General features: G+C 48.5%; 22 protein-coding genes. 6 read left to right on the forward strand and 16 right to left on the reverse strand.

What is annotated here, in order from left to right; translation table 11 throughout:
* Nucleotides 1-101: 101 nt before the first annotated feature.
* Nucleotides 102-1,991, reverse strand: coding sequence for an ABC-F family ATP-binding cassette domain-containing protein (locus tag BXO87_RS18790; protein ID WP_038457247.1), 1,890 nt, complete (start codon nucleotides 1,989-1,991; stop codon nucleotides 102-104).
* 158 nt (nucleotides 1,992-2,149) lie between these two features.
* On the opposite strand from BXO87_RS18790, the gene BXO87_RS18795 reads away from it, so the two are divergent.
* Nucleotides 2,150-3,217: a glycosyltransferase gene (locus tag BXO87_RS18795; protein WP_007609987.1), complete on the forward strand. Its 1,068-nt coding sequence runs from the start codon at nucleotides 2,150-2,152 to the stop codon at nucleotides 3,215-3,217.
* 46 nt (nucleotides 3,218-3,263) lie between these two features.
* Here BXO87_RS18795 and BXO87_RS18800 read toward each other — a convergent pair whose 3' ends face one another.
* From BXO87_RS18800 to yfmT, 3 genes are all read right to left on the reverse strand, one after another.
* Nucleotides 3,264-4,163 (reverse strand): SDR family oxidoreductase, encoded by a 900-nt coding sequence (locus tag BXO87_RS18800; protein ID WP_007408956.1) that lies wholly within the window; start codon nucleotides 4,161-4,163, stop codon nucleotides 3,264-3,266.
* 128 nt (nucleotides 4,164-4,291) lie between these two features.
* The gene (locus tag BXO87_RS18805) at nucleotides 4,292-5,146 is read right to left on the reverse strand and encodes a methyl-accepting chemotaxis protein (protein WP_038457245.1); all 855 of its coding nucleotides are present in this window, start codon (nucleotides 5,144-5,146) and stop codon (nucleotides 4,292-4,294) included.
* Between the two features lie 15 nt (nucleotides 5,147-5,161).
* Complete coding sequence (gene yfmT, locus BXO87_RS18810; RefSeq protein ID WP_038457244.1) at nucleotides 5,162-6,619, reverse strand: benzaldehyde dehydrogenase; 1,458 nt, start codon at nucleotides 6,617-6,619, stop codon at nucleotides 5,162-5,164.
* A 244-nt stretch (nucleotides 6,620-6,863) separates the two neighbouring features.
* Between yfmT and bcaP the strand changes: the two genes are divergently transcribed.
* The gene (gene bcaP, locus BXO87_RS18815) at nucleotides 6,864-8,249 is read left to right on the forward strand and encodes a branched-chain amino acid transporter BcaP (RefSeq protein WP_038457242.1); all 1,386 of its coding nucleotides are present in this window, start codon (nucleotides 6,864-6,866) and stop codon (nucleotides 8,247-8,249) included.
* Nucleotides 8,250-8,366: 117 nt separating this feature from the next.
* A complete protein-coding gene (locus tag BXO87_RS18820; protein WP_038457240.1) occupies nucleotides 8,367-9,596 on the forward strand; it encodes an MFS transporter in 1,230 nt (409 codons plus the stop codon).
* A 29-nt stretch (nucleotides 9,597-9,625) separates the two neighbouring features.
* Here the strand turns inward: BXO87_RS18820 and BXO87_RS18825 are convergent, their stop codons facing one another.
* The 7 genes from BXO87_RS18825 to BXO87_RS18855 form a co-directional block, all read right to left on the reverse strand.
* Nucleotides 9,626-10,564, reverse strand: coding sequence for a putative nucleotide-diphospho-sugar transferase (locus BXO87_RS18825; protein WP_038457238.1), 939 nt, complete (start codon nucleotides 10,562-10,564; stop codon nucleotides 9,626-9,628).
* 15 nt (nucleotides 10,565-10,579) lie between these two features.
* The gene (locus BXO87_RS18830) at nucleotides 10,580-11,740 is read right to left on the reverse strand and encodes a glycosyltransferase family 2 protein (protein WP_007408950.1); all 1,161 of its coding nucleotides are present in this window, start codon (nucleotides 11,738-11,740) and stop codon (nucleotides 10,580-10,582) included.
* A gap of 28 nt (nucleotides 11,741-11,768) precedes the next feature.
* Complete coding sequence (locus tag BXO87_RS18835; RefSeq protein WP_038457237.1) at nucleotides 11,769-12,680, reverse strand: putative nucleotide-diphospho-sugar transferase; 912 nt, start codon at nucleotides 12,678-12,680, stop codon at nucleotides 11,769-11,771.
* A gap of 24 nt (nucleotides 12,681-12,704) precedes the next feature.
* Complete coding sequence (locus tag BXO87_RS18840; RefSeq protein WP_012117042.1) at nucleotides 12,705-13,673, reverse strand: GDP-mannose 4,6-dehydratase; 969 nt, start codon at nucleotides 13,671-13,673, stop codon at nucleotides 12,705-12,707.
* A gap of 6 nt (nucleotides 13,674-13,679) precedes the next feature.
* Nucleotides 13,680-14,444 (reverse strand): glucose-1-phosphate cytidylyltransferase, encoded by a 765-nt coding sequence (locus tag BXO87_RS18845; RefSeq protein WP_038457235.1) that lies wholly within the window; start codon nucleotides 14,442-14,444, stop codon nucleotides 13,680-13,682.
* Between the two features lie 215 nt (nucleotides 14,445-14,659).
* The gene (gene ltaS, locus BXO87_RS18850; protein ID WP_038457233.1) at nucleotides 14,660-16,588 is read right to left on the reverse strand and encodes a lipoteichoic acid synthase; all 1,929 of its coding nucleotides are present in this window, start codon (nucleotides 16,586-16,588) and stop codon (nucleotides 14,660-14,662) included.
* A gap of 427 nt (nucleotides 16,589-17,015) precedes the next feature.
* A complete protein-coding gene (locus tag BXO87_RS18855) occupies nucleotides 17,016-20,198 on the reverse strand; it encodes a bifunctional cytochrome P450/NADPH--P450 reductase (RefSeq protein ID WP_060674502.1) in 3,183 nt (1,060 codons plus the stop codon).
* Nucleotides 20,199-20,362: 164 nt separating this feature from the next.
* On the opposite strand from BXO87_RS18855, the gene BXO87_RS18860 reads away from it, so the two are divergent.
* Nucleotides 20,363-21,433 (forward strand): DUF3900 domain-containing protein, encoded by a 1,071-nt coding sequence (locus tag BXO87_RS18860; protein ID WP_060674500.1) that lies wholly within the window; start codon nucleotides 20,363-20,365, stop codon nucleotides 21,431-21,433.
* 36 nt (nucleotides 21,434-21,469) lie between these two features.
* Here the strand turns inward: BXO87_RS18860 and BXO87_RS18865 are convergent, their stop codons facing one another.
* Nucleotides 21,470-22,591: an FAD-dependent oxidoreductase gene (locus tag BXO87_RS18865; protein ID WP_076851435.1), complete on the reverse strand. Its 1,122-nt coding sequence runs from the start codon at nucleotides 22,589-22,591 to the stop codon at nucleotides 21,470-21,472.
* 154 nt (nucleotides 22,592-22,745) lie between these two features.
* On the opposite strand from BXO87_RS18865, the gene BXO87_RS18870 reads away from it, so the two are divergent.
* Nucleotides 22,746-23,258 (forward strand): MarR family winged helix-turn-helix transcriptional regulator, encoded by a 513-nt coding sequence (locus tag BXO87_RS18870; RefSeq protein ID WP_038457221.1) that lies wholly within the window; start codon nucleotides 22,746-22,748, stop codon nucleotides 23,256-23,258.
* A gap of 38 nt (nucleotides 23,259-23,296) precedes the next feature.
* On the opposite strand, the gene BXO87_RS18875 is transcribed toward BXO87_RS18870, so the two are convergent.
* The 4 genes from BXO87_RS18875 to BXO87_RS18890 form a co-directional block, all read right to left on the reverse strand.
* A complete protein-coding gene (locus BXO87_RS18875) occupies nucleotides 23,297-23,941 on the reverse strand; it encodes a Bax inhibitor-1/YccA family protein (RefSeq protein WP_032872484.1) in 645 nt (214 codons plus the stop codon).
* 90 nt (nucleotides 23,942-24,031) lie between these two features.
* Nucleotides 24,032-24,334: an FMN riboswitch-binding regulator RibR gene (gene ribR / locus BXO87_RS18880; RefSeq protein ID WP_007408940.1), complete on the reverse strand. Its 303-nt coding sequence runs from the start codon at nucleotides 24,332-24,334 to the stop codon at nucleotides 24,032-24,034.
* 29 nt (nucleotides 24,335-24,363) lie between these two features.
* The gene (locus BXO87_RS18885) at nucleotides 24,364-24,537 is read right to left on the reverse strand and encodes a YezD family protein (RefSeq protein ID WP_003155693.1); all 174 of its coding nucleotides are present in this window, start codon (nucleotides 24,535-24,537) and stop codon (nucleotides 24,364-24,366) included.
* A gap of 311 nt (nucleotides 24,538-24,848) precedes the next feature.
* Nucleotides 24,849-25,715 (reverse strand): STAS domain-containing protein, encoded by an 867-nt coding sequence (locus BXO87_RS18890; protein ID WP_007408939.1) that lies wholly within the window; start codon nucleotides 25,713-25,715, stop codon nucleotides 24,849-24,851.
* A 160-nt stretch (nucleotides 25,716-25,875) separates the two neighbouring features.
* Between BXO87_RS18890 and BXO87_RS18900 the strand changes: the two genes are divergently transcribed.
* On the forward strand, nucleotides 25,876-26,238 hold the full coding sequence (locus BXO87_RS18900; RefSeq protein WP_032872490.1) for a VOC family protein: 363 nt from the start codon (nucleotides 25,876-25,878) through the stop codon (nucleotides 26,236-26,238).
* Nucleotides 26,239-26,294: the final 56 nt, after the last annotated feature.

Below are 26,294 nucleotides of genomic sequence, written 5' to 3' on the forward strand. Positions count from 1 at the left end.
TTTGGACAAAACGTTTGTCTTTAAAGCGCCGGGAAACATCTGTGCAAGATAAAAAAAGCCGGTATGACCCGCCATCTTCTCGGGGGCCGTACCGGCTTTTCTTAATTCTCAAGTTCTTCAATCATCAGTGACAATTCGGTCCAGCGCTCCATCGCCGCTTCAAGCTCTTCAGCCGTTTTTGCCTGTTCGGCCATCAGTTCTTGAATCTTTCCGAAATCACTTCCCGCTTCAGCGATTTCCGCTTCCAGACGCTGATGCTTTTCTTCAAGGCCGGCGATTTTGTCTTCGATGCCGTCCCATTCGATCTGATCCTTATATGAAAGCTTTTTGCGTTTTTTCTTCGGCTCTTCTTCCGCCTTTTTCTCTTCGGCCGGCTGTTTTACCGCCGTCTTCTTCGCTTTTGCGTGTTCCATGTATTCACTGTACGAACCTTGGAAACGGGAAATGACACCTTGTCCTTCAAATACGATCAGGCGGTCAATGACGCGGTCAAGGAAATAGCGGTCATGGGATACGGTGATGACGACGCCTGAGAACTGTTCGATATAATCTTCGAGCACGCTTAATGTTTCCGTGTCCAGATCATTGGTCGGCTCATCTAAAAACAGCACATTCGGTTCCTGCATCAGTACATTCAGCAAGTACAGACGGCGCTTTTCCCCGCCCGACAGCTTTCTGATATACGTCTGCTGCATCGGACGCGGGAACAGAAAACGCTCAAGCATTTGTTCCGCGGTGATGACATCGCCTTCCGCCGTTTTGACGATTTCAGCCGTCTCTTTTATATATTCAATGACTTTCATATCGCCGTTCATTTCGCTGTGGTCCTGGGTGTAGTAGCCGATCCGGACCGTCTGCCCGATGGTGATATTGCCGCTGTCAGGCTGAATTCTGCCGGCGAGGCTGTTTAAAAGTGTCGTTTTTCCGATTCCGTTCGGCCCGATGATGCCGATTCTTTCCCCCGGGATGACAAGCTCATTAAACCGGCTGATCAGCGCTTGGCCGTTATAGGTAATGGTGACGTTATCGGCTTCGATCACCTGTTTTCCGAGACGGTGTGAGCCGATCGCGAAATCGAGTGATCCGGAGACTGCCTGCCCTTTTTGCTCCTTGAGCGCCTCCGCTCTGTCCACTCTCGCTTTTTGTTTCGTCGAGCGCGCTTTCGCCCCTCTTCTGAGCCACGCCAATTCGCGGCGCAGGAGGTTTTGACGTTTTGTTTCTTTTTGCTCCGCCAGCGCTTCCCGTTCGGCCCGTTTTTCCAAGAATACTTCATAGTTTCCTTTATACGTATAAAGGCTTCCTCTCTCAAGCTCGTAAATTCTGTTCGTCACCCTGTTCAGAAAATATCTGTCGTGCGTGACAAGCATAACGGCACCCGGATATTGCGATAAGTAGCCTTCCAGCCATTCAATCGTTTCATTGTCCAAGTGGTTTGTCGGTTCATCCAAAATGAGCAGGTCAGCCGGCTGGATGACGTTTTTCGCAATCGCGACGCGCTTTCTCTGGCCGCCGGACAGCTCGCTGACATCCTTCATCAGATCGGTGACGCCAAGTTTGGTTAAAACCGTTTTGGCTAACGTATTCGCCTCCCACGCATCATTCGCGTCCATTCGGGCCTGCGCATCAAGCAGCTGTTTCTGGCGCTGGTCATTTTCCGGTTCTTCATTCAGCGCCTGAAGCGCTTTTTCGTATTCTCTCATCGTTCTCATGACGGCTGATCCGCCGGAATAAATATGCTCAAGTACGGTTTGTCCGGCCGGAAGCTCAGGGTCCTGATGCAAAAACTCAATATGCACGTTTCCTGAGGCCGTAATCTCGCCTTCCTCCGTTGATTCAAGGCCGGCAATGGTTTTCAGAAGCGTAGACTTCCCCGTTCCGTTCGGGCCGATTAAACCGATTCTTTCATTCTCTTCAATATGAAAGGAGATATGGTCGAATAATGTCTTATCTCCGTATGTTTTATAAAGGTTTTCCGCTTTTATGATGCTCATGGTCCCTATCAATCCTCACGTAAGTTCATGTGTTCATTTTAAATCAGGCGCTGGAATAAAACTAGTAAAAGGACAGACAAATTTCTTGGAAGAGATCATTTTGTCCGAAGAATGTTTCCGCCTCTCCTTTTATACACTGGAGGTGAAGAGGTGATGACATGATCAGCGTCAGTTTGTGCGTTATCGTGAAAAATGAAGAGGAAGTGCTTGCGGGCTGTCTTGATTCCGTCAAAGACATTGCGGATGAAATTGTGATTGCTGATACGGGCTCGACCGACCGGACGAAAGAAATTGCGGCCCGTTATACGGATAAGATTTATGATTTTGAATGGATCGATCACTTTGCGGCCGCCCGTAATTTTGTGTTTTCGAAAGCGGAAATGGATTATATTCTGTGGCTGGACGCCGACGATATACTGACGGAAAAGGACCGTGAAAAGCTGATTGAACTGAAGGCGTCGCTTTCAAAAGAGGTGGACGCGGTATCCATGTATTATCACGTCGGCTTTGATGCTCGGGGAGAGGTCAGCTTCAGATACCGCCGCAACCGACTCGTCAAGCGTGAAAAAGGGTTCCGCTGGATCGGAGCCGTGCATGAGTATCTTGAAGTATACGGAAACATCATAGAAACCGATATTGCCGTCACACACCGGAAATCCGAGAAAAAGCACTCGCCTCCCTCAGACCGCAACTTGAAGATTTATGAGAAAATGGCGGAAAACAGTGAAACGATGACACCGCGCGATTTGTTTTACTTCGCGAATGAATTAAAGGATCACGGCCAGTATCAGCGCGCCATCACGTATTATCACCATTTTCTTTCCACAAAACAGTGCTGGATCGAAGACGAGATCAGAACGTGCCAATATCTATCCGATTGCTACAGGGCGGTCGGCCATGAAGAGGCCGCCATGACGTCTCTCTTAAAATCATTTCTGATCGATTGTCCGCGGCCGGAGTTCTGCTGCAGGCTCGGCGACTATTTTGCGGAGAAACGGCAATACCGGCAGGGCGTGTTTTGGTATGAGCTCGCCCTATCCGCCAAAAGCAGTGATGCAGGCTTTACCCAGCTCGAATATTCCACCTGGTATCCCCATCTGCAGCTCTGCGTCTGCCACTGGCAGCTCGGCGACAGAGAAAAAGCGAAGATTCATAACGACAAAGCCGCCTCCTATCATCCGTCACATCCGAGTGTCCTGTATAATCAAAACGTGCTCGGCACATAACATCAAAAAAAGAGCTGCCCCCGTATGTAGGGCAGCTCCTTATTGATTACGCTGTCGGAATTCCTCCGCTTACACTGTAAATCTGGGATGTCACATAGCTCGATTCTTCTGAGGCCAAAAAGACATAAATCCCTGCCAGCTCCGCCGGCTGTCCGGCGCGCTTTAATGGAACGGCCGGTGTTTCCTTGCCGAATTTCGGAATGTTTTCACCGGGCTGCCCTCCCGAAATCTGCAACGGCGTCCAGATCGGCCCCGGCGCTACCGAGTTGACTCTGATTCCTTTATTCGCCAGCTGCTTTCCTAAGCCGACGGTAAAACCGATAATGGCATGTTTCGTCGCGGCATAATCCAACAGCATCGGGCTTGGATTATACCCTTCTACGGATGTTGTCGTGATAATAGACGCGCCTTCCGGCAAATACGGAAGCGCCGCTTTGACGAGCCAATACAGTGAGAATACGTTGACTTCAAATGTTTGATAGATTTGTTCTGTGGCAAGATCGCTGATATCATCCACTGCCTGCTGTTTGCCGGCGACAAGAGCGAGCGTGTCAAGACCGCCAAGCTCTTGATACGCTTTTTCCGCCAATTCTCCGCAAAACGCTTCATCGCTTAAATCTCCCGGCAGCAGAACGGCTTTTCTTCCCTCTTTTTCAATTAACGCTTTCACTTCTTCGGCATCCGGCTGTTCCTCAGGCAGATAGTTAATCGCCACATCCGCCCCTTCCCGGGCATAAGCAATCGCGGCGGCCCGGCCGATACCTGAATCGCCGCCGGTGACGAGGGCTTTTCTTCCCTTCAGCTTGCCGGCTCCTTTATAGCTTGTTTCACCGCAGTCCGGCACAGGCTTCATCTCTTTTTGCAAACCGGGCGGTTCTTGATATTGTTTTGGAAATTCATCATGATCATATTTCGTCAGCGGGTTGTGCAGATTTGCATCAGACATACAAGACTCTCCTTTATCATTGGTGATGTATTCGTATGTGTACCCCTGAGCATGATGGATCAAACGTGTAAGTGCAGTTTCCGATTGATAAAGGGAAAACAAAAAAGGAGCCCGTAAGCTCCCTTTTTTTATGACTCTCCGAGTACGTTTTCAGCCATTTTCGCTAAATGCTGGGCGCTTCCCGAAATTTCCTGCATCGTGGCAGAAATTTGTTCAACCGCCGCCGCTTGGCCGTTTGTGTTCTGGTTGATGGATTCAATAGAGTCCTCCAGCCCTTTCAGCAGGCTGTGGATTTTTTTCGTAATCTGGTCAATTTGGCCGACGTTGTCTTTTGAATGAGTGGCAAGTTTGCGGATCTCATCCGCCACCACGGAAAAGCCCTTGCCGGATTCTCCTGCTCTCGCGGCTTCAATGGCCGCATTCAAACCGAGCAGATTGCTTTGATCCGAGATGCCCTTGACAGTGACGGAAATGTCGGCGATTTCTCCCGCGCTTTCACTGACTTGTTTCGCCTGAGTGGAAATCCCGGTCATCTGTGCTGAGAAACCGCTGATGGATTCTGAGATATCCACGATGGCCGAAGCGGTCTGTTCCACGACGGCGGACAGGCTCTCAGCGACATCGTGAAGCTTGGCTGATTTTTCAAGGCTCGTGCCGAGACCGACGCCGCCGATGACTTTTCCGTTTTCATCGTGAAGCGGAATCGCTCTGGCGATCAGCGGAAATCCGAACAGCTCTTTCGGCACCATGCTTGTCTTCTTCTGATTCATGCGGATCGCGTCTGTAATGATGTCCCCTTTTTGCAGCGGGTCTCCCGGCTTTACATTAAGAGAAAACGTTTTAGCCGGAATATTCACGATTAATTTTTCTGTATCATAAATTCCGATGGTGATGTCATCTTGGATCAGGCTGTTTAAAAAAGGCGCAACTTTGACAAAAGCGTCAAGCAGGCTGTGCGTTTGCTGCTCCGTCTGTATACTCATTTCTTTCACTCCTTCTTAATATGGGAATTGCCGTTTTTCATGCTGAACCGAAATCCATTTCAGCGTGGTGAATTCTTCAAGGCTCCATTCGCCGTTCAGCCTGCCGAGACCTGATTGTTTCTCGCCGCCGAACGCGACGTTCGGTTCATCATTAATGGTCGTATCGTTGACGTGAATCATGCCGGTTTCGATCCGCTTAGCAAACTCAACGCCGCGCTCAACGTTTGCCGTATGCACGGCTCCGCTTAAACCGAACGGTGTCGCGTTTGCGATGCTTACCGCTTCATCCTCCGTTTCAAACGGCATGATGCAGACGGCCGGTCCGAACAGCTCCTCCTTCGCGATGCTCATCTCAGGTTTCACATCTTTTAAAATGACGGGCTCAGCGACCGTTCCGCTGAATCGGCCGGACAGCACCGGAACCGCTCCCTCTTCTATCGCTTTTTCGACAGACCGTCTCAGACCTTCCGCCTGCCTCTCATTGATTAAAGGACCGATAACCGTATCAGGGTCCATCGGATCGCCGACTTTCAGCGATGACACTTTCGCTTCGTAAAGCTCTGTAAATTTGTCATATACAGATGTGTGAACGAGCACGCGGTTCGCCGACATACAGATCTGGCCTTGATGCGTAAACCGGCTGAATACGGCCGCATTGACGGCGTATTCAAGATCAGCATCCTCAAGCACGATCAGCGCGCTGTTTCCGCCAAGCTCCAGCAGCGGTTTTTTAAAGTGTTTGACCGCAAGCTGTCCGATATAGCTGCCCACTCCGGTTGAGCCTGTAAATGAGATAATCCGCGGCACGGGATGCTCAACAAAGCTGTCGCCGATCTCCCCGATATCCGTCACGATAACATTCAGCAGCCCGTCCGGTACGCCGGCCGCTTCAAAAATTTTCGCGATAAGCGTTCCGCCGCAGATCGGTGTTTCTTCATGAGGCTTCAGCACGACGCCGTTCCCCGCGCCGAGTGCCGGCGCAACAGATTTCATCGAAAGGAAAAACGGGAAATTAAACGGGCTGATCACCCCCACGACTCCGGCGGGTATTCTGTACAGTCTGTTTTCTTTTCCGTCAATCGTGGACGGGAGAATTTTTCCTTCCATCCGCACCGGAAATGTTGCGGCTTCTTTTATCATATTTTTGACAAGTCCGATTTCAAACTCAGCCTTCAGCCGTGTTCCGCCAAGCTCCTCCATGATTAAGTAAATAATCGCTTCTTCGTGCTCTTCAATGAAAGAAACGGCGTTTTCCAAAATGGCCCGCTTTTTAAAAGGGTTTACTTTGTCCCATTCTTGTTTCGCAAGAGCCGCGGCGCGATATGCCGCATCCACGTCATCAGACGTCGCTTTTTGGAATGAGGTGATGACTTTTTGAGTATAAGGATTTCTGTTTTCCAATACGTTCCGGCTGCTTCCATCCCTCCATCGGCCGCCGATAAACTGCTTATTTAGTTCTTCATATTGAAACATGTAAACATCTCCCTTTCACCGAAACTTGAAATTAGTTGATGAGTCATCTTTTGTATCGGTCTTAAGGTGAGAAAATTGAACTATTTCACAATAAAATTCCCGTTCCTTCCGTGCATCGACGCTTTTTAGCTTTGTCCTTTTAAAGTGGAAAATTCTTTAATTGACTGCGAGAAATTTCGACAATATAATACAAACGTCAGTGTATATAATGATAAGAATATTATGAATTTTCAGGAGGACCCATATGTCTTTACTATTTCGGAAAAAGCCGCTGGCCGACTTAAAGGCCCAGAGCAAACAGACCAACCTGTCCCGCTCGTTAAGCGCTTTTGACTTGGTTTTGCTCGGAATCGGCTGTGTTGTCGGCACGGGGATTTTTGTGATTACCGGGACTGTGGCCGCGACAGGCGCAGGACCGGCTTTGATTCTGTCGTTTGTGCTCGCGGGCCTTGCCTGCGCGCTCGCCGCGTTTTGTTATGCGGAATTTTCTTCATCGATTCCGATTTCAGGCAGCGTATATACGTATTCATATGTCACTCTCGGGGAGTGTCTCGCGTTTTTAATCGGATGGGACTTAATGCTTGAATATGTCATCGCGCTCGCCGCCGTCGCAACCGGCTGGTCATCCTATTTCCAGTCGCTTCTTGCAGGCTTCGGGCTGCATCTTCCGGAGGCGCTGACCGCCGCACCCGGCAGCAAAACGGGTGCCGTGTTCAACCTGCCGGCTGTTATCATTATTTTGGTCATTACCGCGATTGTTTCAAGGGGCGTGAAAGAAAGCACCCGCTTTAACAATGTCATTGTATTGATGAAAATTGCGATCATTCTGCTGTTTATCATCGTCGGTTTCGGCTACGTGAAACCGGAAAACTGGTCGCCGTTTATGCCGTTCGGAATGAAAGGCGTCATCACGAGCGCCGCGACCGTTTTCTTCGCGTATCTCGGATTTGATGCCGTGTCAAACGCGTCGGAGGAAGTGAAAAACCCGCAGAAATCAATGCCGGTCGGAATCATCGGCGCGCTCGCCATCTGCACCATCCTTTACATTACGGTATCGCTCGTCCTGACGGGAATGCTTTCGTACACCAAGCTGAATGTCGGAGATCCGGTATCTTTCGCGCTCCAATTTGTCGGCCAGAACAAGATAGCAGGCATTATTTCCGTCGGCGCGATTATCGGGATTACAACGGTCATGCTCGCTCTGCTTTACGCTCAGGTGCGCCTTACATTTGCGATGAGCAGAGACGGCCTTTTGCCACGCATGTTTTCCAAGGTTCATCCGCGTTTTAAAACACCGTTTCAAAACACATGGGTGACGGGGATCGTTGCCGCCGGGATCGCGGGTTTTATTGATCTGGGAACCTTGGCGCACCTCGTCAATATGGGAACCTTGGCGGCCTTTACGGTCATTGCGATCGCCGTCATCGTTTTGAGAAAGAAACATCCGGAGATCAAATCTTCCTTCCGTGTTCCTTTCGTGCCTGTTGTGCCGATCATCAGCGCATGCTTATGCCTGTATCTCGCAAGCAGCCTGCCGGGCGTGACATGGCTCGCCTTTGTCATCTGGATCGCCGCCGGGATCGTCGTTTATATGATGTATTCGAGAAAACACAGTTTGTTAAATAAATAAAAAGGGAGGCTCTTTTTTCTGTTTGAGAAAGAAGAGCCTTTTTTGCACTTGATAATTCATTCACCTTATGAATAATATGGTGTATGCTTCGTTTACATAAAAAGGAGGAGAATCACTTTGGCCATTGCCGCCCCGCTTAAAGAAAAACCTGTCAATCGTCCTGAGACAACCATGTATTCTATTTTGTTCATTATCGGGATCTGTCATCTGCTGAACGATTCACTGCAAGCGGTGATTCCGGCGATGTTTCCGATTTTGGAACGTTCCATGAATCTTACATTTACGCAGCTCGGAATGATCGCCTTTACGCTGAATATGGTGTCTTCCGTGATGCAGCCCGTCATCGGCTGGTATACAGATAAACGCCCGATGCCGTATGCTTTGCCGCTCGGACTCACCGCAAGCATGCTCGGCATTTTAGGTCTCGCGTTCGCCCCGTCTTTTCTGACGATTTTATGCTGTGTCTTTTTTATCGGCCTTGGCTCCGCCGTCTTTCATCCTGAAGGATCGCGTGTCGCCTACATGGCCGCCGGCGAAAAGCGCGGCTTGGCGCAATCGATTTACCAAGTCGGAGGGAATACCGGCCAGGCGATGGCGCCCTTGATTACCGCGCTGATTCTCGTTCCGCTCGGTCAATTCGGCTCTGTCTGGTTTACGCTTGTCGCCGCAGTCGCTGTGCTGTTTCTCATTTATATCGCCAAATGGTATAAAGGCCGCCTTATTCATTTGCGCGCCGTAAGTAAAAAATCACCGGCCTCCGCTGTGCAGACCGTGATTACAAAACCGATTATTCTCGCCCTTATCATGATTATCTTCTTAATTTTCGCGCGCTCCTGGTATGTGAGCGCGATCGGCAACTTTTATACGTTCTATGCGATGAATGCCTATCATGTCAGCATTCAGCAGGCACAGAGCTACATCTTCGTCTTTTTATTTTTCGGAGCAGTCGGAACGTTTCTCGGCGGGCCGCTTGCAGATCGTTTCGGAAAGCGGAACGTCATCATCGTTTCGATGATAGCATCGGCTCCATTGACGATTTTTCTTCCGTTTGCGGGGCCTGTCATCGCCTATGGCGTACTGGCGCTGATCGGTGTTGTTCTGATGTCCAGCTTCTCCGTGACGGTTGTCTACGCGCAGGAGCTTGTTCCCGGCAAAATCGGAACAATGTCAGGGCTTACGGTCGGGCTCGCCTTCGGAATGGGCGCGATCGGAGCGGTTGCGCTCGGAGCTCTTATTGATTCAGCGGGATTGACGCCAACCATGACAGCCGTCGCCTTTCTGCCCGTTTTAGGTCTGCTCGCCTTTGTCCTGCCGAGCGACAAAACATTAAAAGAATGGCATTCATAAAAATAATCCCTGCCTTTTCGGCAGGGATTTTATGTTTCAACCGTATAAAAATGAGTGTCAGGAACCGCATATTTCGGAATAAACCCGTCTCTGAAATCAGGAAACGCTTTTTGAATTTCATCAATCCATTTTTTTACGTTTTTGATGTACGGCACGTAAATCATATTGACTGTCGCCTTGTCATCAATGTGATAGTACCAGCACAGATTGAATTCGTTCTCCGTGACGAGCGTAAAGCCTGAAAAATGATAAAAAATCAGCGGGGTGTCATTGACATATACAGCCCCGTCGCGCAGGCTGACGTCATATTGCTCAATATTCCACAGCGCCGCATTCGCGCCGATCGACTCCGTGACATGAACGTCTTCAAACTGCGCGGGCCACTTTTCAACATACCTTTGGTCACCGTATGTCTTTTTTTCTTCATTCATCTCCACCGTACAATAGGAGATACAATCCTGTCTCCACTGCCAGACAGCCCGATACGCTTCCCCGGTATTCCGCGCGCCGACAAACCCGGTGTTGTACTGCCCCGTCAGCTTGTAATAAGACGCAAACCGTTCTGAATTGCGGTGATCCGTCAGAAAAAGGGAAGCATCCGGCTTTTCCGCAAACAGCTCGCCCGCATCTGAGAAGAAAAAGAGATCGGTGTCCAAGTGGGCAAAATATTCAGCTTCATCATACTCTGTCATCACATGGAACAGAAATGCCGGCTTCAGCGTCCAGCAATATTCATGAAACGTCCGGCCGCCCTTTGCTTCAAGCAGCTCCGGGTCCTCCATTTCATGGAGCTGAACCGCCGTGACATGTTCCCACGGCACCTGATGAAGCAGTTCGTACGCTTTTTGATCGACACACAGCACATACAGATGAAAATCCCGGCAATGCTCATGGAGAGAATGAATCATCGGCATCAGTTTAAAGATATGCGTTCTGGAAACAATGGTTGAAAAATGATATTTACTCACCATATCACATCCAATTTATTTAAGATCCACATGCAGTAAATCAGCAGCCAGCGCTTTGAACGCCCTTGCAAAGTGCGTGACGCCCAGCTTTTTTTCCGCTTTTGCCAAAAGCTTTCCGACCTCCGGCAGATTGAAGCTGTTCGCCGTGATACGCGGGCTTTTCGTCTTCCAGTCCGGGTCGAGGTTGCGGTCTTTAACCGCGTGCAGCAGCTCGAGAAAAATGTGCAGCAGACTTTCATATTTCTCATAATCAAGCAGCACTTCGATGTCTGCCATCATGCTGTTGGTTAACTCCGCGTCAAACGGGCCGTTAAACGCGAGGTGCACGTCAAGCGAATGAATGTCATTGTACTTGTCGCACATGTACGCGATATTCGCCCTGATGTCATCAACGGAAGCGCAGTTGCTCGGATGCTCCTGATGGACGCTCATGATATCGCGCCGCAGCTGAAATCTCATTCCCGACTGATGAAGCCTGATGCCGAGATCATAATCTTCAAAGCCGTATCTGACAATGCCTTCATCAAACAGGCCGAGATCTGCCACGTGCTGTCTCTTGACTGACGAATTGTTCGTAATGAAAAAACGCCACGGCAGACGGTAGCCGTTCAAATCATCTCCGTATTTTTCCAAAATGCTTTTCAGCACACGGATAAAGTCGGTATCTAAATCAAAGCATTGGTCAAGAAAACTTCCGTCTCTGATGTCACTTTCATCAAGGAGCGGCTCTTTATCGCCCGGCAGCTCTTCATACAGTTCGGCGAGTTTTTCCTTATGCTCTTTTTCAAAACGGTCATAATAAAAGCTGTAAATCCGCTTCCAGAACATACCGCATACGACAAGATCGTCCCGGTTCTCATGAGCCTTGATATGCTTCGCCACCAAATCTTTTTCAGCAAGCATATCGCTGTCATGGAAGATCAAAATATCACCTCTGGCATTGCGGACCGCCTGATTCCGGCCGTAAGCGATCCCTCTGTTTTCTTTAATTCTCACAAAAATCAGCGGAAAATTCGCGCTGAATGATTCAAGCATGGATAAGGTTCCGTCTTCCGAACCGTTGTCAGCCACAATCACTTCGAACGGCTCTGTGCATTCCTGTTCATTCAGGGACAGCAGGCTGTTATAAAGCCTCTCCTTGGAATTATATGCGGGAACAATGACGCTTGCCTTCACTTTTCGTTCACTTCCTGTATATGATCATTTATTTGTTATCATCCTCAGATGCAAAACCGCTGAACTCCGAGCAGACGGCGCTGACCGTCCCGATCACCCGCTTCAGAATGTCCTGATAAAGCTGATGGACAAACGGCAGATCGGTCCGGTCCGTCTCATGAATCTGCCGAATGTCGCCGGCTGTAACGATCCGGTATCCGCTGAAATGATAGAAAATCAGCGGACTTCCGTCTTCAAGCACAAGACGCCCGTCCTTCCATGAAAATGTGTGGCGGCCGTAATTCCAATGTCCGATATTCACGCCGGGCGTGGTGATGTCACACACATTCGGGAACAGGCCGGACATGTAATCCAAGTAGCCTTGATCTCCGAATTTTCCTTCGCCCGGCGCATTTTTGCATTCTTCCAGGCAGCGTTCTTTCCACCATCTGAGACAATCTGTGCCGGCACTGTCGGTTTTGAAGCTGAGAAAACCGGAATTATACCGGCCTAAAAGACGCTGCAGCATGTCGATTTCCTGTTTTTCAAATGAGGGAATGACGATATCGCCCCGTGACAGAAGCACCGAACAATCCGGCTGATTGTCAAAAATCGCGCGCGGATCAGCGAAGAAAAACAAATCGGCATCAATGTACGTGACACGCTCTAATTCCGGATGTCCGTCCAGCACGAATTCGAGAAATACCGGCTTCACCGTCCAGCAGTATTCGCTCTGATCTCTCGTCCGCTTCAGTTCAAGGAGCTCCTCATTTTCCAGTGCGGACACCTGAATCAAGGTAACATTATCCGGCCGCATTGCCTGAAGCACGTCATAGGTGTCTTGATCCATACACAACGTAAAAATGGGGGCGTCCGCCTGAACCGCTTTCAATGAGCCGAACAAAGCGATAGCCTGATACAGCCTTCCTTTTGATAAAACTGTGCAATATGCGCTTGTCACGTCTTTCTCTCACCTCTGTTTCTGTTACTTTTGAAAAAAGGCTTTATACCATTCGATCGTTTTTTCCAATCCTTCATCAATGGTATGCGCGGGCGTCCAATTCAGAAGCTTCCTCGCCTTTTCCGCCGATAAATATTGGTGCTTGATTTCATGGCTTCCCTGGTTGAGCACTTTCGGCTTGAGGTCACTGTCCATGGCCTTAAGAATTTTTTCTACAAGCTCCAGCACCGTCAGCTGAATCTCATTGCTGAAGTTGAACGCTTCTCCCGCAAGATTGAGCTCCTCCATCTTTTCCGCCAGCAAAAGGTATGCCTCGACCGCATCCTCGATGTAAAAATAATCACGGATAAATGTGCCGTCGCTGCGGATTTCCGGCGCTTCACCGTTCAGCACGAGCTGAATCGTCTGCGGAATAATCCGATTGAAGTTCAAATCTCCGCCGCCGTACAAGTTGCCGCAGCGCGTAATACAGACCGGAAGTCCGTACGTATTAAAATATGTGTGGCTTAACAAATCGGCACAGCTTTTTGATACGTCATACGGATGTTTGCCCTGAAGAGGCATGTTTTCATCGTACGGCAGTGTCGGCTGGTCGCCGTACGCTTTATCACTGGACGCGACGATCACCCGCTTGATGAGCGGATGCCTGCGGCACGCTTCAAGGATGTTCCATGTGCCGAGAATATTGGCTTCAAATGTGGAAATCGGATTGCGGTTTGCGACGCCGACGATCGCCTGAGCGGCTAAATGAAAGACCGTGTCAATTTCATATTCGCCCAGCGCCCGTTCAATCACATCCAGATCCTCAAGCGCGCCCTGCACGATATTCATTTGCTTCACTTGTTCTCCCTGATACAGGTTCGACTTGGGCACAGTGTCTCGGACAAGTCCCGTCACATTGGCCCCCTGATCGATCAGTTCCTTCACCAAGCAGCTTCCTAAAAGACCTGTACATCCCGTCACAAACACATTTTTATTTTTCCAGAAACTCAAACTTGATCACCATACCTTCCATACATGTTGTCCCCGGTCCCACATGTTGTTGATTTCCAGCAGATTTTTATACGTATCGATCGCCGTCCAGAAACCGTAATGCCGGTATACCGCCAATTCGCCGTCTTTCGCCAGCTCCTTCAGCGGACCTTCTTCAAACATGACGTCCCTGTCTTTCGGCAGATAATCAAATACCTTCGGGCTGAGCACGAAAAATCCGCCGTTGATGATGCCGTCACTTGAGGTTTTTTCAGAAAAGCTTTTCGCCATACCGTCTTCAACCGTCAGCGTTCCGAATTGCGAGGTCTTTTCTATACCGGTGACGGTTGCCGCAGCCCCTTTTGATTGATGATAGCTGATCAGATGAAACAGGTTGATGTTCGCCAGTCCGTCCCCGTACGTCATAAGAAAGGTTTCATCACCGATGATGTCCTTCGCCTGTAGAAGCCGCCCCGCTGTCTGCGTGTGTTCCCCCGTGTCTAAAAAAGTGATTTTCCACGGCTCGGATGTTCCCAATATCCGCACTTCTCCGGTAGAGCTGTCCAGCGTCATGCTGTGATTCTTCCAGTCATAATCTAAGAAATATTCCTTAATCATCTCTCCTTTGAAACCAAGAAGCAGGATAAATTCGTTCACGCCATAGTATTGATAGAGTTTCATAATATGCCATAGAATCGGTTTGCCGCCTATCATGGCGAGCGGTTTGGGACGTTCATTGGTGATTTCGCTCATTCTCGTTCCTTTTCCGCCGCAGAGAATGACTGCTTTCATCTCTACCCCTCTTCTCTGTGAATATTGGATTCGAAACCGCCCGTATAAGAGAAACCAACCCGATAATTTGTCCGATTCTCTATCACCGGTTTCAAAATCTACTGTAAGATATGAGAGATTGGCGCCCTTTGTGACCAAAAGCTCTCTCTTTTTTCAGATTGGTGAAGATACACACAAAAAAAGAGCCTCACGGAAATTCCGTAAGGCTCTTTCTATTATTTATTATCCTGATTCAGCTTTTCTTTGCCGTAATGATATTTAGACGGATCAACCGGCGTAAAGTCGCTCAATTTGTGGAATCTGAGCAAGTCTTTGTACATCACGCTGTCAGACAGCTTCAGCTGCTCTGTGACTCTGGCTTTCAGGTTTTTCGTTTCCTGATTGCCTTTCAGTTCTTTTCCTGTCTTCGTATCGTATACGACATTGGAGATGGAAGTATATTTCGGCGTGACGTAATCTCCGTTACGGAACGTCACCGTATCATCATGGTCTTTCGAGAAGAGATCGGTGCCGAAATTAATATATTTCTTAGAATCGATGCCTTCCAAGTGAAGGATCGTCGGCACAACGTCCATTTCACCGCCGTACGTATGGTTCACCCCGCCTTTTTTGCCGGGGATGCGAAGCATAAGCGGCACACGCTGATTCTGCGCGTTTTGATAAGGCGTAATTTCTTTGCCGAGAATTTCTTTCATCGCGCGGTTATGGTTTTCAGAGATTCCGTAGTGGTCTCCGTAAAGCATAATCACCGAGTTGTCATATAAACCGGATGCCTTCAGATCTTTAAAGAACTGTTCAAGCGCTTCATCGAGATAACGCGCCGTCTGGAAATAGTCATCCACAGTCGCGTCGCCCGTTTTCGCTTTTTCGATCGTTGCGTCTTTTTCATCAAGCGTAAACGGATAATGGTTCGTCAGCGTGAGCAAATGCGCGTAGAACGGCTGTTTCAGCGATTGAAGCTTCGGAATGGATTCTTTGAAGAATGGTTTATCCTTCAGACCCATATTGACAAGGTTGTCATCAGACATATCGTATGTGCTGGCGTCAAAGAATTTATCGTAGCCGATATGTTTGTAAATCTGGTCACGGTTCCAGAATGATTTGTAGTCACCGTGTAAAACGGCGCTTGTATAGCCCTCACTTTGGTCAAGGATGGCAGGAAGCGATTGATACGTGTTTTCCCCTTTTGTCACGAAGGCTGACCCTTCAGGCAGTCCGAACAGGCTGTTATCCATCATCAGCTCGGCGTCAGATGTTTTACCTTGGCCCGTTTGGTGGAAAAAGTTATCAAAGTACGTCATGTCCTCTCCGCCGCGTGCGAGTTTATTCAGGAACGGCGTGACTTCTTTTCCGTCAAGTTTGTAGTTGATCAAAAACGATTGGAAACTTTCCAAGTGAATCTTAATAATGTTTTTGCCTTTGGCCTTGCCGAAATACTCGGCGTTCGGCTTCGCGTAATGCGACGATGTGTAGTTTTCAACGCTCGTCAGGTCATCGCTGCTGGCATATGCCCGCTGTGATTCCGTCTGCGCCGTCTGTACGCCGTCATAAATCGTGTAATTATAAAGGCCTAAGTATTTTACAATGTAATTGCGGTCAAACGTTCTTGTCAGCAGCTCCGGGCGGTCCTCTTCGGCAATCGCCAGGTTCACGAAGAACAAAACAATACCCGTCACGATAATTAATGACGTATACCGTTTTTTCAGCTTGAATTCCTTCAGCTCACGTCTCCACACCAGAAGCGCGATTAAGATAATAATATCAACAAAGTATAAAATATCATGGCCGGACATAATGCTGAAGATGCCGTCTCCCATATTTCCGACATTACCGGATTGCTTTAAGTTAGGGAATGTCAAGAAATCATCGAAGAATCGATAGAATAGGATATTTGCATACAAAATAAACGTCATGATGAAATCAATAATCACCATGATAATCGCTGATTTGCGGCCTTTCGCAAACAATGCCAGTCCTAAAAAGAAAATGGCGCTTGAGAACGGATTGATCACAAGCAGAAACTGCTGCGTCGGACCCTTCACCCCAAGGTTGAATTCAGCATGATAGGCTAAATACGTTTTGGCCCAAAACAAAATAATAGCCAGTACAAAAAAACTAAGTCTGTAAGAAAATAATTTCTTCATGGCAACCTCTACTTTCCTAAACACTTTAAATCTGTATTCTTACTTTTTGCTTCAATTCCTGCTTTCCGAGCAAAACGAAAGCATCACACAGCCCCATAAACACACCATTTAAAAAAACGATATATTTATCATTCGTGTCATGCCCATTGAACATCTTATCCCGCCAGCCATTAGACGCAGGATATCCGTTCTTCGTTTCACATTTTTTTCTGGCATTAAAAGGTACCGTATTCAGACCCGGTCTGAAAATAGGAGATACCAAATATAAGAATAACACAAACTTCTAAAAACGAAAAATGAATATCAAAGACAGCCGCCCAACAGGCGGGCTGAAGTTATTGTATGCAAAGGGGCTGAAAAACTTGAAGGTTTTTTTGGCTGATGTAAAAAAAGGACTGGAGTCATCCAGTCCTTTTCATCACATCGGTCAAATCCCCGCCCAAACATCTTTTGCGTAAATGCCTTTTGTCTGGAGGTCCAAAAGCCATTCTTGCGCTTGCCGTTCGTCTGTTTCGTGGACCGACTGATACGCTTTTTGCAGCGTTGCCTCTACATCGGGCGCCATTTTGCTGCCGTCGCCGCATACGTAGAGGTGCCCTCCCCGGCCGAGGATGGAAATTAAAGCGCCGGCGTCTTTCGCCATTAAGTGCTGCACATACGTTTTCGGTACGCCTTCTTTGCGGGAGAAAGCCGTATGAAGCGTCACGATTCCGTCTTTTTCATAAGCTTCAAGCTCATCACGGTAAATAAAATCATGATCGTTTCTGCATCCGAAATACAGACGAGCCTCGCCCAGCTCTTTTCCTTCTTTTTTTAACGCCGCGCGGGCCTGCAGAAATCCGCGGAACGGGGCGACTCCTGTGCCGGGACCGACCATAATAATCGGTTTTTCCGGATCTTCCGGCAGCCGGAATCGTGTTTCCGGAGTGCGGACAAACATCACGATACCATCCTCAGGGCGGCGGTCCGCTAAATAATTCGAAGCAACTCCGCGATACTCACCCAAACCGCTCCGGGCGGGGCCGCGAACGACACCGACGGTAATTGAGGCCTGCCCGGGATGTTTCCGCGGCGAACTTGAAATCGAATAATACCGCGGCTTCAGCGGGCGCAAAAGCTCCAGAAATCGCTCAAACGGAAGTTCACACGCTTCATATTTTTCAAGGAGATCGAGCATTGAGACGCGCGATGTTAAGATTTGCTCCTGATAGACGCCCTCCTCAAGAAAATCTTCCAATTCCCGTTTGTGCGGCGGACAGACCGTATAAGCGGCCATTTCCCGGATTTGGGCCCTTGATGCCGCTTCCTGCAATTCGACACAGCTGCTCAGAAGATCATGCAGCCTGACCGGCCGATCGAGCGGGAGATGAGCCGCGCTCTGTCCGCTGGCCGTCAGCAGCACTTGATCATTCCCGTTCAGATTGAACCGGCGGAGAACACGGCTGACCTGCTCTTTGCTGTTTACCGGCAGCACGCCGAGATGATCCCCTTCATGATAGGCAGCCTCTTTCGGCAGAGTGATTTCAATATGCCTTGTGCTCCGGCCGCTTTCCGGCGCCTGAAGTTCCCTGTTTTCCGCAACGGATGCGTAAACCGCTTCATACGTCTGTGCCAACGGAGACCCGCCAAGCCCGCTGACAAATTGAAGACCCAGCGCACTTCGCTCTTTTTCGGCATTTTCATTCAGCTTGAGACCGAATGCCTTCATGGCGTCCGTCCACATGCTTTTTTTCCATTCATCAAGCTTTCCTTCAAAATCGCCGCTGACGTCCCCTTCGCCTCGGGCAGAAAAGCGTTCCGCCCCTTTTTCGGCAAGCTTCTCATCAATCAGTCTCGGCACAGCCTGATATGTCGCCGCCCAGTTATGATCACCGCAGCCGAAGACGGCATATCGGACACCTTCCAGCTCCCCGGGTTTGACTTCTTCAAGCCATTGAACGAATTGTCCCGCGTTGCTCGGAGGCTTTCCGTTATAAGAGGACGTAATGATCAAGAGAGCTCCTTCTTTCGGCAGTTTTCCGATCCGGTCATTTAAAGGCGCCGTTTCAGTCCGGACGCCGTGCATCCCGGCAGTATCGGCAAGTTCCCGCGCCACGCCTTCTGCGGTTCCCGTATCTGAGCCGTACAAAATCAGAAGCGGTCGGTTATCAAGCCCGATAATGGATGCGCCTTTTGTTTCCCGTTTTTCTTTTTCGACGTCTTCCGCCGCTTTTTCAGCCGCCGGGAGAGCTGCCGCAACGGCTCCTTTGTTTCTCGGCCGCACCCGGATATGAAAGTCGCCGGGCTTAATCGTCAGTGTCTGTTTAATATCGAGCTCATAATCGGTGTGATCGATAAAGGTAAAATGCTGCAGAATCATCCCCAGAACAAGAGTTGCTTCATGCAGGGCGAACTGCATACCGATACACGCCCTCTGCCCGTTTCCGAAAGGCTTATACGCATGGTGAGGCACTTGATCAGGATGTTCAAACCGCTCCGGATAAAATTCCTCCGCATTGTCTCCCCACGCGTCTTTATCACGGTGAAGCTGGGGAATTAAGACGGAAATTCTGTCTTTCGGCGTGATCGGATATTTCCCGCCGATCACCGTATCCTCTTTCGCATAAAGGCTGAACGCAGGCGCGGTCGGCCATAAGCGCAATGACTCCTGCAAAATCATTCGGATATAACTAAGCTCCAGTACTTGTTTATAAGAAGGAACGGGATCGGTCAAAACCCGATCGGCTTCTTCATAGGCTTTTTCCAAAACACGGGGATGTTTCAGCAGAAAGTAGATGGCAAAGGAAAGCAGGCCGCTGGTCGTTTCATGGCCGGCAATTAAAAACGTGATGATTTGAAACCGGATATTTTCATCATCAAGTTTTTCGCCCGTTTCCGGGTCTTCCACATTCAGCATTCTGGCCAGCAGATCCTTTTCATCCCGTCCGCCTGACCGGCGCTCTGCGATAATACTGTCTACTAACGAAAACATCGCCTGAATGTCATGATGAAATTGGCGCTTCGTCCTGATCATGAGCTTATCCTGAACATCAAGGCGCTGCATTTGGTGCATCGCTTCATCAAGGGCGCGCACCATGCTGTTGATAAACGGATGAGGCGTTTCCCTGTAATAGCTGTTAAACCGATAGTTAAAGCCGCAAAGCCCGATCGTATCAAGCGTCAGGCGGGTCATATCAGCAGGCACATCAACGGCCTCATCCGGATTCAGCCTAGCCCATTTTTGAATCAGCTGCACCGCGATATCAGTCATCATCGAATGATAATCTTTCATCGCGCGCTGGCTGAAGGTCGGCATCAGAATATTATGCGCCTTTCGCCAGTTAGGCTCATGCGTCCAGCTTGTAAACAGCCCGTCACCGGAAAATGCCCGGACTTTCTCCAAAGCACCTTCAATGCTTTTATCGAACCGCTCTTCATCACATACCTCTTTCACCAGTTCATGTCCGGACACGACGATAATGGCGCCCGCCGGGGTATGCAGCTGAAAAATAGGCCCCTGCTCGTTTGCCAGTTTGATCAGCGACATTGTAGGCTTGTCTTTATCAAGCAAAGGGAGATTGCCGAGCGGACCGAATGTCTTCGGCTGCGGAATCGGACCTGTTTCCTTCATGAATAACACCCTTTCTTACACATTGATGCGTTCCTTCCAACTACAGTGCCCTTTTCACCGGCCAATTATCCGCCGTTACGGATCAATCCCCGGATTGACGATTGATAACGGTTTTTTCTATACTGGAGAGGCTTGTTAAATACAGAAATAAGGTGAGTTCACATATGGATTTTGAAATCAAGTTTTTATCGTTTTATGTCATTCAAGTGGAAGGAAAAGACGAACAGGCAAATAAACAGTTCAAACATTTCCAGACCCTTGACACAGACGAATTTGAAGAAAGCGAGCTGAAGGATTTTCTTGACGGGGAATTGAAGAAAATCGTCAAACGGAAAGCTGAACGGCATCCGCAATCCGAGCAGGTCCCCACAAAAATCGGCCATTTTATCACGGAGCCGGGCCATGAGCTTGATTCAAATCCGAATTACAACCTTTTCAACCGCGCCAGACTTGCGGATACGAAGGAAGCATTTATCGAAGCAAGCGAGCAGTTCGTCCGTACTTATCTTGACACGAGCGCCGTGCGCGGCGGTGTTTTTATCGTGGCATCGGCCGTTCCGCGCAAATATTTTGAGGACAAATTCGTCTTTATGATGAAATGCGATTTCGAGCCGAAGGTCGCCCGCATCTCAGACGCCTCGTCTCTCATTAAAAAGGTCGAAATGGCCATCACGACAAAAAACATGAAAAGCATTCAATATCCGTATGTGCCGGAAGAAGGCATGACGGAAGAGCATGAGCTGAAAATCCACCAGGCCTCGCACGCCCGTTATTTCGAAGATTTTCTCAAATTTGTCGAATATGGCGAATCGATGCCGGAAATCATGAAAAACCAAGTCATGAACATGGTGCAGGAGCACGTGTATGAAACTTTTGAAGAAAACAGCGAAGAGCTTCAGCAGTTTGAGCACGACATTGAAATTTGGGAAGCGAGTGAAAAGCGGGAAATTCAGGAGCGCCTCGACACCCATCAAGTCATCGAGGCATCCGCGCAGATCATTGAACACACGCCGGAAGCCGAGCTGAAAATGAAAGTCGGAGAAACAGAGATTAAAGGATTACTGGCTGATTTCGGCGAATCCATCCATCTCGCAAAAGTGAACGGGCGCTATGTCGCGCTCATTGAGGCGGAGACGATCTCGTTTGAAAAAGGCAGTTCGCCGGTGGAGTTTCACAAGCCTGAGGGGCTGCATGAGGTGATTGAGCGGATACGGAATAAATCTGAACAAGACTGACAAAAGTCCAGACGCCATGCTCTGGACTTTCTTTATTTAATAAGGCTCTTTGAGCAATCGATAGCATTCACCGATGATGTCTTGGACGCCGGGTGTTCCCTTTATCTCGCGGCGGACGATTTCAGATGAGAGATTCTGCACCGGTAATGCCCGCTCCGCCCGTCTTTCGAAGTATGCTTGACATGCAGTTTCATGATTTTCGTGCTTTTGCAGTTCTTCACTAAGCACAATCGCGTCTTCAATCGCCATCGCCGCTCCCTGCGCCAATGTCGGCGCTCCTGCATGGACGGCATCCCCGCCCAGAACGACGCGGCCTCTGTGCCACGGTTCTTTAACCGCCATCTGCTCAATCTTATGAAACAAAACGGGATATTCCTTTGACATATTCTCTGTCACAAACTTCACTCCCGGAATTCCCCGCAGCAAGTCTTTCACCCGTTCAAAACGCGTGTCCTCGTCATCCCTGAAGTCAGCGTCATACGGCCGGATGATAAATACGTATCCTGTTTTTTCAGAGAGAGGCACGACTCCGACCTGCGTCTGCCCTTTTTTATACATCAGTGTCGAATCATGAAATATCGGCTCGGGAAAAGAAATGTAAAATCTGTGCGCTCCCATGCCGAGATACTCCGTTTTCACTTCTCTTTGCAGCATTTGATCGCGGACAGCGGAGCGGATGCCGTCAAAGCCGGCGAGAATGTCAGCCGTCATCGCGGTTCCGTCTGCACAATGCACCGTTATGTCATCTGCCGTTTCTTCGTAAGACACGACTTTTTTACCGAGCAGAATCGTGACCCCCGCCGCTTCAGCATGCTTTTTGAGGATATCGTTTAACGTTTGCCGCAATATATTATTCCGCCCCGGCAATGAATCATCTAAAAACGCCTCACTCACTTTAAACTGCAGCGTTCCGTTTTCATCATGCTGCTTCAGCCATTCCGTTTGAAAGCCGTGTTGGCAGCATTCATCATACACACCGATTTCCCGAAGCATCCGCAGCGCATTTTGAGGCTGGAGAATGCCCGCTCCGCTTTTTCGCATGTCGGACGCCGCCTCACAAAGGGTCACTTCAAAAACCGCTCTGCCGAGAGAAATCGCTGCGGACAGGCCGCCGATCCCTCCGCCCGCTATGATGATCTTTTTCACTTCATGGTTCATCACGATACCGCCTTCTCTATTTATTTATTTATTATCAATTAACTATTAGCCACCTTACTATATAGGCTGAAAAACTGTCAATCTTTATAGGTTGCCTTTTGAATCCGGCAAGCTTATACTTTGAATCACTAAAATGGTACGGAGGCTTACAAAAATGGAGTTGAGACATTTGCCGGATTACTCGCAGATTGCCGGACGCGCTGAGATTTACGCCGATATGGATGCTGAATCATTGAAAACATTTTTGACGTTATTTGATATGTCTAAAAAAATGAATCAGGTCATGGAGCATTATTTCTCAAGTCACGGATTGTCCGAAGGGAAATTCAAAATTTTGATGTTTCTGTTTGACGCACCCGGCCACAGCCTGAGTCCGACGGAGCTGGCGAAAAAATCCAATGTCACCAAAGCGACCATCACCGGATTGATCGACGGACTCGCACGAGACGGCTTTGTAAACCGCAGCCGGCATACCGGCGACAGACGAAAAATCAGCATCGGACTCACAAGGGAAGGAAAAGAAAAGCTGATGCTGTTTCTTCCCGGCCACTTCTCCAATATTTCAGGAGTCATGGAAAGCTTCACCGCTGAACAAAAAGCGGAATTGACAAAAATACTTGAAGTATTATTTGATAAGCTTCTGCTGTTTTCCGGCGGCAGAACATAAAAAGGCGCCCCTCTCAGCAGGGCGCCTTTTTCGCGCGGTTAATCATCACTGTTTAAAATTCCGAAAAACCGTAGCAGGTTGATAAACAGGTTAATAAAGTCGATATAAAGCGTCAATGCCATCAAAGGAATCAAATCAGCCGTGATGTCCCGGTGCTTGATCTGGTTCAGATCGTATAAGATGTACATTGAAAACACAATCGTCCCGATGACGGAATACGCCATCATGGCGGCTGAATTCAGCGGGCTGAAAATATTAAAGATCCCCACTGCGAGAAGCGCGATAACAGCGACAAGCAAGAAGGACCATAAAAACGACAAGTCCTTTTTCGTCTTAGCGCCAATCGTGCCGAGCACCGCAAAAATCACAAACGATGAACCGAATGCCTCCAATACGACATAGGCCCCCGCTGCGGACGCATAATGGCTGATAATCGGAAACAGCGTCATTCCGGAAATGAAAGCGAATGAAAACACAAACACATATCCGACGGCTTTTTTTCGGCGCAGCCAAAACGCGGCGATGATCATGGCGACCTCTAAGACCGACAGCGGCAGCATGAATGCCGGCGGAATGAACTGGCCCGTATACAGGCCGATTGTCGCAACTAACAGTGTAAACACAAATACCGTTATAATGCGCTGCATAATAGATTGTTTGCTCTCATAAGCAGCAGTTTGCATGTCAAAAGTCCTCCCAAAAAATGATCGTGATAGGTCTATTATAAATAAAATGGGAGAAATTTGTATGATTTTAAGAAGATTTTAAGGATGTCAGGCCTGACGTTTTGCTGCGCACTCCTGCATATCCATGAAATCATGCAGTTTTTTCGTCAATCCGCCGTGCCCGAATCGGATATTCCCCTTCTGCCCCGGCGTTTTCGCGAAATCGAGAAATGCCAGCACATAAAGACGCCTGACGGGAATGGGAATGACGCCCGCATCATAAAACCAGCCGTCAATTGTATTGAGCACTCCTTTGTTAATGCCGTATTGCTTCGTGCACCAATGCAGAAAGCGCACTTCGGGCAGGTGCAGATACCGGCTCTCCCGGAAAGGAACAGTTGAATGCTTCATATGTACCGCCTCCTGTCATTGGCTGTTTTTTAAGATTGTTTTACTTCTTTGCTCTTCAGGGAAAATCGATATTTCTCCACCTTATCAATTTGTGTCACTTGGGAATTATGAACCGTAATCTGAACAGTCCCGAAATCGAGCGTTTCCAGCGCACTGATAATCTTTTCGATCACATGCGGATCTACGTTTCCTTTGGACGTCATCATGCTCCCCCTTTATGTCTGGCCGTTCGTCTTTTGACAATGAGTGTTTTAATTCATACTATTCTGATAAGAAATATATAATTATACTATTATGTTTTCATTCAGAAATCAATAACATTTACACAATTTTTGGATATGTTTTCTTTGCGAAAACTTTCACTTCCTTCGCTTTGACATAAACCGTGCCGCCGACCCCCGCCCCCAAGGCGTCATATTGCTCTTTTTAAGAACGCAATCTTCCGTTCCGACATATTTAAATTGTTTTCCGCTGACAAAAAAAGCGCCCCGCCTCTGGCCGGAGCACCTTTTTTCTATGCTTTTGCTTCCTCGATCACACATGTGACACCCATGCTGGCGAGCGCCTGCTCCAGGGAGCCGTAGGTTTGATACTCTGAAAAATCAAGCCCCAACTGGATAGAAGTCTGTGCCACATCAGGCCGAATGCCGGAAAACACGGTTCTGATGCCGAGGAGAAATAACGTTTTCGACAGCATATACAATTGCTGCGCCACCATCGTATCGACAATGGGCACACCGGACAGATCAATCACAAGGTTTGTGATCCGTTTGGCGACACAGTTTTCCGGCACCGACTCCAAAATCACGCGCGCCCGTCTCGTATCAATCGATCCGATGAGCGGCAGAGTGCCGATCGTATCCGCGATCAAAATAACCGGACAGCTCAATTCGGAAATAAGCTCCTGCTGAGATGACAGCCTCGCGATCATTAATTTCTGAAACTGTTCAGTAAAATCCGTCATCAGCTGATCAAACGAGCCGTTGACAAGGTGATTCCAGCGGCGGGCATCCTCGTTTGTTACGATGTCCTGATGCTCATCCATAAAACGGGTGACCGCCTCCCAAAAGACGGTTCTTGAATTGCCGATCGCCTCAACGACCTCATGAACCTCCGCGTCTTGCTCCACTCTGCTTTTCGCTACCTGTGCGGCCCATTTTTCTTTGTTATGCTGAAAAACGGCCGGATCTTCCAAAAAAGCGCTTGCGATGACCGTGTTTGTAAAGGTATGCTGCTCGATCAGCAGCCGTTTCATTTCCTCACTTAATTGATCCGCAGAATAAAAACGCCCTCTCAGCTTCCGTCTCAGCTTGAGCCATTTTTCCGTCAGCTCTGCCGAATGTGTAATAATATAATCATGAAGTAATTGGTCTTTGTTCACTGCCGTCTCCTCTTTCAAGAATATGTACTTTTGTCTAAATTATAAATCGGAATCGCCGATCGCACTAGAGAAATTAAAAAAACCCGCACATTAAAGCTTTTGATTGCTTTTTTCGGCAGGAGGATACACTATAAAAGAAATGAAACAGGAGGTCAATATGATGATCAAAAAAATCGCGACAGTCGCCGTATACACTGATGATCAGCAAAAAGCGAAAACATTCTGGACGGAAAAAGCGGGGTTTGAAACCGTCGCCGAGCATCCGATGGGCCCGGGCGCCTTCTGGCTTGAGGTAGCGCCCAAAGGAGCCGCCACTCATTTGGTTATTTATCCGAAATCGATGATGAAAGGGGCCGAGCATATGAAGGCTTCTATCGTATTTGAGTGTGAAGATGTCTTTGCCGCATACGAACAGATGAAAAAGAACGGCATCACCTTTTTAGATGAACCGAAACAAATGGACTGGGGCAGCTTCGTGCAATTTAAAGATGAGGATGGTCATGTCTTTCTCCTGAAATCGTAATCCGTCAGGCATCCCAATTGACTTTGAGAATCATTTTCATTTAAAATGTTGGATAA

This window comes from Bacillus sp. GZB (assembly GCF_001975995.1).
Lineage (GTDB): Bacteria > Bacillota > Bacilli > Bacillales > Bacillaceae > Bacillus > Bacillus velezensis.